At 72.3% G+C, this 9,645-nt stretch carries 7 protein-coding genes; 4 read left to right on the plus strand and 3 right to left on the minus strand.

Going from position 1 to position 9,645, the window contains the following annotated elements; translation table 11 throughout:
• Positions 1–1,047, plus strand: a 1,047-nt coding sequence (locus ACPYOM_RS18380; protein WP_481347061.1) for an NADP-dependent oxidoreductase, incomplete at its 5' end; no start/stop codon positions are given.
• 64 nt (positions 1,048–1,111) lie between these two features.
• On the opposite strand, the gene ACPYOM_RS18385 is transcribed toward ACPYOM_RS18380, so the two are convergent.
• On the minus strand, positions 1,112–1,990 hold the full coding sequence (locus ACPYOM_RS18385) for a LysR family transcriptional regulator (RefSeq protein ID WP_481341083.1): 879 nt from the start codon (positions 1,988–1,990) through the stop codon (positions 1,112–1,114).
• An 81-nt stretch (positions 1,991–2,071) separates the two neighbouring features.
• Here ACPYOM_RS18385 and ACPYOM_RS18390 point away from each other — a divergent pair, with 81 nt between their 5' ends.
• Positions 2,072–2,359, plus strand: a complete 288-nt coding sequence (locus ACPYOM_RS18390) for a hypothetical protein (protein WP_481347062.1) — start codon at positions 2,072–2,074, stop codon at positions 2,357–2,359.
• Positions 2,360–2,480: 121 nt separating this feature from the next.
• Here the strand turns inward: ACPYOM_RS18390 and ACPYOM_RS18395 are convergent, their stop codons facing one another.
• Both ACPYOM_RS18395 and ACPYOM_RS18400 read right to left on the minus strand, forming a co-directional pair.
• The gene (locus ACPYOM_RS18395) at positions 2,481–4,886 is read right to left on the minus strand and encodes an ATP-binding cassette domain-containing protein (protein ID WP_481347063.1); all 2,406 of its coding nucleotides are present in this window, start codon (positions 4,884–4,886) and stop codon (positions 2,481–2,483) included.
• Positions 4,887–5,050: 164 nt separating this feature from the next.
• Positions 5,051–7,126, minus strand: coding sequence for an elongation factor G-like protein EF-G2 (locus tag ACPYOM_RS18400; RefSeq protein ID WP_481347064.1), 2,076 nt, complete (start codon positions 7,124–7,126; stop codon positions 5,051–5,053).
• A gap of 144 nt (positions 7,127–7,270) precedes the next feature.
• Between ACPYOM_RS18400 and ACPYOM_RS18405 the strand changes: the two genes are divergently transcribed.
• Positions 7,271–8,593, plus strand: coding sequence for an MFS transporter (locus ACPYOM_RS18405; RefSeq protein WP_481347065.1), 1,323 nt, complete (start codon positions 7,271–7,273; stop codon positions 8,591–8,593).
• A gap of 332 nt (positions 8,594–8,925) precedes the next feature.
• Complete coding sequence (gene infC / locus ACPYOM_RS18410; RefSeq protein ID WP_481341078.1) at positions 8,926–9,543, plus strand: translation initiation factor IF-3; 618 nt, start codon at positions 8,926–8,928, stop codon at positions 9,541–9,543.
• Positions 9,544–9,645: the final 102 nt, after the last annotated feature.

The following is a 9,645-nucleotide window of genomic DNA, read 5'->3' on the forward strand; positions in this document are numbered from 1 at the left end:
ACCACCACGTCCCCCGCCACCCCCACCGCCACGACCAGCGCCACGACCACACCGCCTCGCGAGGTGCGCCTCCTGTCACGCCCGGTCGGCTGGCCGCGGCAGGAGGACTTCGAGCTCGTGGCGAGCGACGTGCCCGAGGTGGGCGAGGGTCAGGTCCGCGTGCGCAACGTCGTCATGTCGGTCGACCCCTACATGCGCGGCAGGATGAGCGATGCCAAGTCCTACGCCGAGCCCTTTGCCCTCGGTGAGGCGATGCACGGGGGAGCCGTCGGCGTCGTCGAGGAGTCGCGGGCCGACGGGGTCGCCGTCGGCGACCACGTCCTGCACGGCCTGGGCTGGCGCGAGGTGGCAGTGCTCGACGCGTCCGCCGTTCGCGTCGTCGACACGACGATCGCCCCGGCGTCGGCCTACCTCGGCGTGCTCGGCATGACCGGGCTCACCGCCTACGCCGGCCTCACCCGCGTGGCACAGGTGCGCCCGGGCGACGTCGTCTTCGTCTCCGGCGCCGCCGGAGCCGTGGGCAGCGTGGCAGGGCAGGTCGCCAAGGCGCTCGGCGCGTCGCGGGTCGTCGGCAGCGCCGGCGGCCCCGAGAAGGTCCGCCACGTGCTCGAGGACCTGCACTTCGACGCCGCCTTCGACTACCGCGCCGGGAAGGTGTCGACGATGCTCCGCGAGGCAGCGCCGGACGGCGTCGACGTGTACTTCGACAACGTCGGCGGCGACCACCTCGAGGCCGCCATCGGCTCGCTCTCCCGCGGCGGTCGCATCGCGATCTGCGGGGCCATCTCGGTCTACAACGCCACCGAGCCGCAGCCGGGACCCCGCAACCTGTCCCGGCTCATCCAGACGCGTGGCACGATCACCGGCTTCCTCGTCGGTGACCACTGGGACCTCGCCGGCGAGTACGCACAACGAGCCGCGGGCTGGATCGCCGACGGCACCCTGACCACGCGCGAGACGTTCGTCGACGGCATCGAGCACGCCGTCGACGCCTTCCTCGGCGTCCTGCGCGGGGAGAACACCGGCAAGATGCTCGTTCGCCTCTGAGGCGAGCTGGGCATCGGGGCGACGGGGGCACAGGCGGCACGCACCGAGCCGTCGCCAGGCCGGGTCAGCCGATGAGCTCCTGCAGCAGCTCGACCGCGCGCTGCGCGGCGCTGTTGCCCGCAGGGTCGCGCACGACGGCCGCGATGTGGCGCACCGGAGTCGGTGCGGTCAGGGGCAGCACCCGTACACCGGACGGGATGACGTGGGCCGCCAACTGCGGTACCGCGGTGACACCGACGCCGGCCTTGACGAAGGCGATGGCCGTGTAGTGGTCCTGGGCCTGCACGGCGAAGTGCGGCTGAAAACCGGCGGACTCGCACGCCGCCGCGAAGATCCGCGAGCACGCGGTGTTCGGCAGGTCGTTGCGGATCCAGCTGTCGCCGGCGAGCTGGGCCAGGCCCACCTCGTCCTCGCCGGCGAGTGGGTGGTCGGCCGGCAGGATGACGACGTACGGGTCGACGGCGAGGGGTACGCGCCGCGAGCCCGGAGGGTCCTGGGCTCCCGGGGTGTCGATGACGATGTCGAGGTCGAGCGTCACACCGACGTGCTCGGGGAACTCGGTCAGGACGAGCTCGAGGGTGAGGTCGGGCAGCTCGGTCGTGAGGCGCCGGGCCAGGGTCGGCATCCACTCGGCGCCCGCGGAGGCGAAGTAGCCGATGGTGAGCCGCCCGGAGCGCCCCTCGCGCAGGTCGCTCACGACGCCGTCGAGGCGGCTCAGCTGCCCCATGAGCTCGTTGGTGTTCGCCACGAGCGCGCGGGCCGCGGCCGTGGGGGCCAGGCCGCGTCCCTCGCGCTCGAAGAGCGTCAGCCCGGTCTCCCGGGCGAGGGCCGAGATCTGCTGGCTGATGGCCGACGGGGTGTAGCCGAGGTTGTCCGCGGCGGCCTGGATGGAACCGCTGGCCATGACGGAGCGGAAGACGCGGAGGCGGTGGGTGTCGAGCATGACCCAATACTACAGTAGGGCTTAATGGTTGTGAAGAAAGCATCGCTTGTGCTGAATGGTGCAACGTTGCATCATGGAGTCATGACGACGACACGCATTCTCTCCCTCGACTCCCTCCGAGCGCTGGCCGCCTCCGCTCGGCGCGGCCACCTCGCCGGCAGCGCAAGCCGCCTCGGCGCGCGTGACCGTGACCTCGACCGCATCGCCGCCGGGATCCAGGCCGTGGCCCAGGCCGACCCCGAGCGCCTCACGCGGCGGCCCGCGCGCGGCGGCCGGGCCGTCGCGCCGCCCGTCGACCTCGCCGCTCGACGCGGCCGCCCTGCTGCGCCGGTGACTCCCACCCCTGCATCGCACGCACGGGCCAGCTGACACCACCAGCCGACGGCACCGGCTGGCATCACCAGCCGACGTCACCCACTGCGTCGTCGCAGCACGACGGAACGGCCGACCGGGCACCCGCCCGGCCGGCCGTTGCCGTGTGCGCGACGCCTCAGGCGCGGACGTACTCGGCGAGGTGCTGTCCGGTGAGGGTCGCCCGCCCGGCGACGAGGGCCGCCGGCGTCCCCTCGAAGACGACGCGTCCGCCGTCGTGCCCCGCGCCCGGCCCCAGGTCGATGACCCAGTCCGCGTGCGCCATGACGGCCTGGTGGTGCTCGATGACGATGACCGACTTGCCGGAGTCGACGAGCCGGTCGAGCAGCCGCAGCAGGTTGTCGACGTCGGCGAGGTGCAGTCCGGTGGTCGGTTCGTCGAGGACGTAGACGCCGCCCTTCTCGCCCATGCGCATCGCCAGCTTGAGCCGCTGGCGCTCGCCGCCCGAGAGGGTGTTGAGGGGCTGCCCGAGCTTGAGGTAGCCGAGGCCGACGTCCTCCATCCGCTGCAGGATCGACGCCGCGACCGGCGTCCTCGCCTCCCCGGACGCGAAGAATGCGTGAGCCTCGGCCACCGGCAGCTCGAGCACCTCGGCGATGTTCAGGCCACCGAACCTCAGCTCGAGGACCGAGGCCTGGAACCGCTTGCCGCCGCACTCCTCGCACAACGTCGCCACGGTCTCCATGAACCCGAGCTCGGTGTAGATCATGCCGTTGCCGTTGCAGCTCTCGCAGGCGCCTTCGGAGTTCGCGCTGAAGAGAGCCGGCTTGACGCCGTTGGCCTTCGCGAACGCCTTGCGGATGGGCTCGAGCAGCCCCGTGTACGTCGCCGGGTTGCTGCGGCGGGAGCCCTTGATGGCGCCCTGGTCGATGACGACGACGTCCTCGTGGCCCGCGAGCGAGCCGTGGATGAGCGAGCTCTTGCCCGAGCCGGCGACACCGGTGACGACGCAGAGCACCCCGAGCGGCACGTCGACGTCGACGTCCTGCAGGTTGTGCGAGGACGCTCCGCGGATCTCGATGGCGCCCCGAGCCGTCCGCACCCGGTCCTTGAGCGAGGCCCGGTAGTGCAGGTGTCGACCGGTGAGGGTGTCGGAGGCCTCGAGCCCCGCGACGTCGCCCTCGAAGCAGACCGTGCCGCCGGCGGTGCCGGCCCCCGGGCCGAGGTCGACGACGTGGTCGGCGATGACGATGGTCTCGGGCTTGTGCTCGACGACGAGCACCGTGTTGCCCTTGTCGCGCAGCTCGAGCAGCAGCCTGTTCATCCGCTGGATGTCGTGCGGGTGCAGGCCGATGGTCGGCTCGTCGAAGACGTACGTCACGTCGGTGAGCGCCGACCCCAGGTGACGGATCATCTTGGTGCGCTGGGCCTCCCCGCCCGAGAGCGTGCCGGCCGGACGGTCGAGGGACAGGTAGCCCAGCCCGATCTCGACGAACGAGTCGAACAGGTGCAGCAGGTTGCCGACGAGCGGGGCGACCGACCGGTCCCGGATGCCGCGCACCCACTCGGCGGCGTCGGTGATCTGCATCGCGCACACGTCGGCGATGCTGCTGCCGTTGATCTTCGAGGACCGCGCCGCCTCGTTGAGGCGGGTTCCCTCGCAGGCGGGGCAGGGAGCGAAGACCGCTGCGCGCTCGACAAAGGCACGGATGTGCGGCTGCAGCGAGTCGACGTCCTTGCTGAACATCGACTTGCGGATCTTCGGGATCAGGCCCTCGTAGGTGACGTTGATCTTCTCGACCTTCACCTTGCGCGGCTCGCCGTAGAGGAAGTCCTGGCGCTGCTCGGGCGTGAAGTCCCTGATCGGCACGTCCGGTGGCACCGCGGCCTTGAACGCCGCCACCATCCAGCCGTCGGCGGTGTACCCGGGCACGAGGATCGCACCGTCGACGAGCGATCTGCTCTCGTCGACGATCGCGCCGAGGTCGAGGTCGGAGATGCTGCCGCGCCCTTCACAGGCCGGGCACATGCCGCCGAGGTAGACGACGTTGCGGGCCACGCGCTTCTCTCCGGTGTCGGAGGTCATGATGCCGCTCGCCTTGCGGGTGGGGACGTTGAAGGCGAAGGCGGTCGGCGGTCCGACGAACGGCTCGCCGATGCGGCTGAAGAGCACCCGGAGCATCGCGTTGGCGTCGGTGGCGGTGCCGACCGTCGAGCGGACGTTGGCGCCCATCCGCTCCTGGTCGACGAGGATCGCCGTCGTGATCCCCTCGATGACGTCGACCTCGGGTCGCGCGAGCGAGGGCATGAAGCCCTGGACGAAGGTGCTGTAGGTCTCGTTGATCATGCGCTGCGACTCGGCGGCGATCGTGCTGAAGACGAGCGAGCTCTTGCCCGAGCCGGACACTCCGGTGAAGACGGTGAGGCGACGCTTCGGGATCTCGACGTCGATGCCCTTGAGGTTGTTCTCCCGCGCACCCTGCACCCGGATGAGGTCGTGGCGGTCGGCCGCGTGGGCGGCCGGGCGGCTCGGTGCACCAGCCGGTCTCGTGCGCGCGTCGGTCGTCGTCGTGCCTGTGGCCATCGTGTCTCCCCGTCCTGCCGGCAGTGTGCGTCGTCGTCGTCCGGCCCGAGCGTACGTCGCGCGGCGCCGTGCCGGGCGAGGCGGCGCGCGGTCGCGGGCCACCCGGCGCCGTCCACGCTAGGTGCGGGCGAACCTGTGGCGCTTCTCGATTCCTGACCGACGCCTCAGCCTCGGAGCAGTTCCTTGGCCTTGTCCGCGGGTAGCAGGTCGTGCCGGACCGGCTCGCGCGTGAACGACCCGGTGCCGTGCGAGACCGACCGCAGGTCGATGGGATAGCGGGACAGCTCCGCCGCGGGGACCTCGGCATGGACGACCGTCCACCCGCCGCCGTCGTCGATGCCGTCGGCCGGCTCGGTGCCGAGCACCTGGCCACGCCGGCCGCGCAGGTCGGACATGACGGCGCCGAGGTACTCGTCGGCGATCGTGATGTCGACGCGGTCGATCGGCTCGAGCAGGGCCATCGTCGACTCGTTGGCGGCCTCCTTGAGCGCCAGGGCGGCCGCGGTCTGGAAGGCGACGTCGGAGGAGTCGACCGAGTGCGCCTTGCCGTCGACGAGGGTGACCCGCACGTCGACGACCGGGTGGCCCGTCAGCAACCCCTTCTCGAGCTGGAGCCGGGCGCCCTTCTCCACCGACGGGATGAACTGCCGCGGCACGGCGCCGCCGACGACCTTGTCGACGAACTCGAACCCCGCGCCGCGGGGCAGCGGCTCGATCTGGATCGAGCACACCGCGTACTGGCCGTGGCCCCCGGACTGCTTGACGTGCCGGCCCTGCACCGAGCAGGACCGCACGAAGGTCTCGCGCAGGGCGGTGCGGTACGGCTCGGCCTCCACGGTCACCCCGTACCGGTCGGACAGCCGCCCGATGAGGTCGTCGACATGGGCCTGGCCCATCGTCCAGAGCACGACCTGGTCCGTCTCGACCGAGTGGTCGAGCCGCACCGTGACGTCCTCGGCGACGATCCGCTGCAGTGCGCCGGCGAGCTTGTCCTCGTCGGACTTCGTCGCGGCGTGGATGGCGACCGGCAGCTGCGGCTCGGGCAGCAGCCACGGGGCGACGACGGCCGGCCGGTCGGGGGAGGACAGGGTGTCGGAGGTCTCGGCCCGCGTCAGCTTCGAGACGAGGACGAGGTCGCCGGCCACGGCGTTGCCGCGGGGTCGGTGCGCGTCGCCGAAGGGTGAGGCGAGGGGCCCGACGCGCTCGTCGTCGTCATGGGCCGGGTGGCCGGCGACGTCGTGCCCGACGAAGTCGCCGAGGTGGCCGGAGACGTGGACGGTGTCGTCGACGCGCAGCGTGCCGGAGAACACGCGCACCAGCGACAGGCGCCCGACGTACGGGTCGGTCGTCGTGCGGACGACCTCGGCGACGAGGGGCGCGTCGGGGTCGCACACGACCCCCGAGACGTGGCCGCCGGCGGGGGTGGTCACCATCGGCAGCGGGTGCACGGTCGGGTCGGGGAAGGCGCCCTCGATGACCCCGAGCAGCTCCTCGACACCGGCGCCGGTCAGCGGCGAGACCGGCAGGATCGGGAAGAACGAGCCGAGCTCGATGGCGGTGCGCAGGTCCGCCAGCAGGGAGGCCGTGTCGAGGGGCTCGCCCTCGAGGTAGCGGTCGAGCAGCGTCGCGTCCTCGGACTCCTCGATGACCGACTCGATGAGCGCGCTGCGGGCGTCCTCGTGCTCGGCCGACGTCTCGCCGGTGAGCAGTCCGACGACCCCCGTCACCGCGCCGTCCTGCAGGACCGGCCAGTGCGTGGCCCGCGCGTCCCCGAAGGTGCGACGGCACGTCTCGACGGTCGCCGCGAACTCGGCGCGTGGCTGGTCGAGGTGGGTGACGACGACGGCCCGCGGCATCCCGACGGCCGCGCACTCGCGCCAGAGCAGTGCGACGGGGCGGTCGATGTCGTCGGCGCCCGAGACGACGAAGACCGCTGCGTCGGCCGCCCGGAGCCCGGCCCGCAGCTCGCCGACGAAGTCGGGGTAGCCGGGGGTGTCGAGGAGGTTGAGGACGACGCCGCCGCTGTCGAAGGAGGCTGCGGTCAACGTCGTCGTGCGCACGTGGTCGGTAGGGCCCGGGCCACCGGTGCGCTGGCCCGGCACGCGGGCCGCGAGCAGGGCCTCGAAGAGGGCCGTCTTGCCGGCGCCGCCGGGGCCGACGAGGACGACGTTGCGGATGTCCTGCGGCGAGGCGGGGCTGGGGGCCGCAGGGAGGTCTGATCTGCCGGGCGTCTTTGCCATGACCCCACCTTTCCGCTCTTGCCCAGCCGCCACAAGGCATCACCACCCCTGCATGGCCGCCGCCTGGCCGCCGCCTGGCCGCTGCCCGACGACCCGGCGAAACCCGGGTGCGAGCTGTCGGCGGCGGGTGGTTGTCTTGGCCACATGGACCTCCGGAAGTACGGGCCGGTGCTCGCCGACCGCGACACCCGACGCGCGCTGCTGCTCGGCTTCCTCATCCGCGTGCCGATGTGGGCCGGCGCCGTCATCCTCACGCTGCACGTCGTCACGAGCCTGGGGCGCAGCTACGGCGCGGCCGGGCTGGTCTCGGCCGCCTCCACGGTCGCCGTCGCGGTCTCGGGCCCGTGGCGCGGTCGCCTGCTCGACCGGATCGGCCTGCGTCGCACCGTCGGCCCCTCGCTGGTCGTCCAGGTCGTCTGCTGGTCGATCGCGCCCTGGGTGGACTACGCCCCGCTGGTGGGCCTCGCCGCGCTCGCCGGGCTGTTCGTCGTGCCGACGTTCTCCATCCTCCGCCAGGTCATCATCCGGTCGGTGCCGAGCGACCAGCGCCGCACCGCCCTGTCGCTCGACTCGTCGGCCACCGAGCTGTCCTTCATGGCGGGCCCGGCCATCGGCGTCTGGCTCGCCACGTCGTGGGACACCGGGTGGGCGCTCTTCGTCTGCGAGATGGCCTCGGTCGCCGCCGGGCTCGTCCTGTGGCTCGTCAACCCGCCCCTGACGTCGACGCCGACGGGCCCGGCCGAGGCCCACCGCGCCGACGACGAAGCCCGGGCGGCGGGTGACGCCGGCGTGCCCAAGGCGGGCGGGCGCGCCTCCGTCGGACGGCTCGGGCTGCCCGGTTTCGTGACGCTGCCCGTCGCCGCCGTCCTGCTCGCTGCCGCGTGCTCGACGCTCGTGCTCTCCGGCACGGACGTGTCGGTCGTCGCCGCCCTGCGCACGTTCGGCTCGACCGCGTCCATCGGCTGGGTCCTGGCGCTGTGGGGTCTCGGGTCGCTCGTCGGTGGCCTCGTCTACGGCGCCTGGCACCGGTCGGTCTCGGTGTTCTGGCTGCTCGCGGGCCTCGCGGCCACCACGGCGCCGGTCGCCCTCGCCGCCGGGGTCCCGGCCTTCGCCGTCCTCGTCACGGTGTGCGGTGTCCTCTGCGCGCCCACCATCACCGCGACCGTCGAGCAGCTGAGCCGCCTCGTGCCCGAGCGGCACCGCGGGGAGATGATGGGGTGGCACGGCTCGGCCATGACGGCCGGCTCCGCGCTCGGTGCGCCCATCGCCGGATTCGCCATCGACCGGGCAGGCTGGCAGTGGGGGTTCCTGTCGGTGTCGGCCATCGGCGTCGTCGTCGCCCTCGCCGGGGCCCTCGCGCCCCGCGGACGCGCCAGGGGTCGGCGCGGTGGTGCGGGCCCCCGCGCCGCGGTCGCGCCCGGCGTCGATTCGGTACCGGGCGTCCCGGCTGCTACCCTTGAGCACTGACCAGTCGTCCACGCCTCGCGCCTCCGGGCCGGAGCGGGGACGACGTGCAAGAGAAGCTCGCTTCCACCCGCGACGACCAGCAGGTCGCCGGGTCCCAGGTCCGCTCGACGGAGCGTCGCCGCACGGCTGTGCGGTCGGCACCGGCGAGCCGTGTGCGGTGCCGGTGACGGCACCGCCCGCGTGACCCAGGGCTCCTCGTGCACCCACGAGGAGCCTTTTCTCGTTCCGGGTCAGGCACCAGCAGAGCAGTTCCCGCAGGTCACACCAGTCATCGAACTTAGGAGCACCACATCAGCGAGCCTCGCATCAACGAGCGCATCCGGGTCCCGGAAGTGCGTCTGGTTGGCCCCAACGGTGAGCAGGTCGGCATCGTGCGCGTCGAGGACGCGCTGCGTCTGGCCGAGGAGGCGAACCTCGACCTCGTCGAGGTGGCCCCCATGGCCAAGCCGCCGGTCGCCAAGCTCATGGACTTCGGCAAGTTCAAGTACGAAGCCGCCATGAAGGCACGGGAAGCCCGCAAGAACCAGGTCAACACGGTCATCAAGGAGATCAAGCTCCGTCCGAAGATCGACCCGCACGACTACGGCACCAAGAAGGGCCACGTCGAGCGGTTCCTCAAGGCCGGCGACAAGGTCAAGGTGACGATCATGTTCCGCGGTCGCGAGCAGTCGCGCCCCGAGCTCGGCCGCCGCCTGCTCGAGCGTCTCGCCGACGACATCGCCGAGCTCGGCTACGTCGAGTCGGCGCCGAAGCAGGACGGCCGCAACATGATCATGGTGATCGGACCGACGAAGAAGAAGGCCGAGGCCCGCGCCGAGCAGCGACGAGCCCGGGACCGGGCCGGTACCCCCGCCGAGGGCGAGGCCGCCACGGCCGCGCCGGAGGCACCCGCCGCGCAGACGACCGAGCAGACCAGCGAGCAGACCAGCGAGACCGCCGCCGCCGAGTGACCGGCGGTCCGGACTCCCGGCGGGCTCCCCGAGCCCGCCGCACCACGGACGACGCAAGCCATGTCTCTTCTACACATCTCCGAGCCCACAAAAAGCGTAGTA

This window comes from Monashia sp. HAY1-2A (assembly GCF_056755315.1).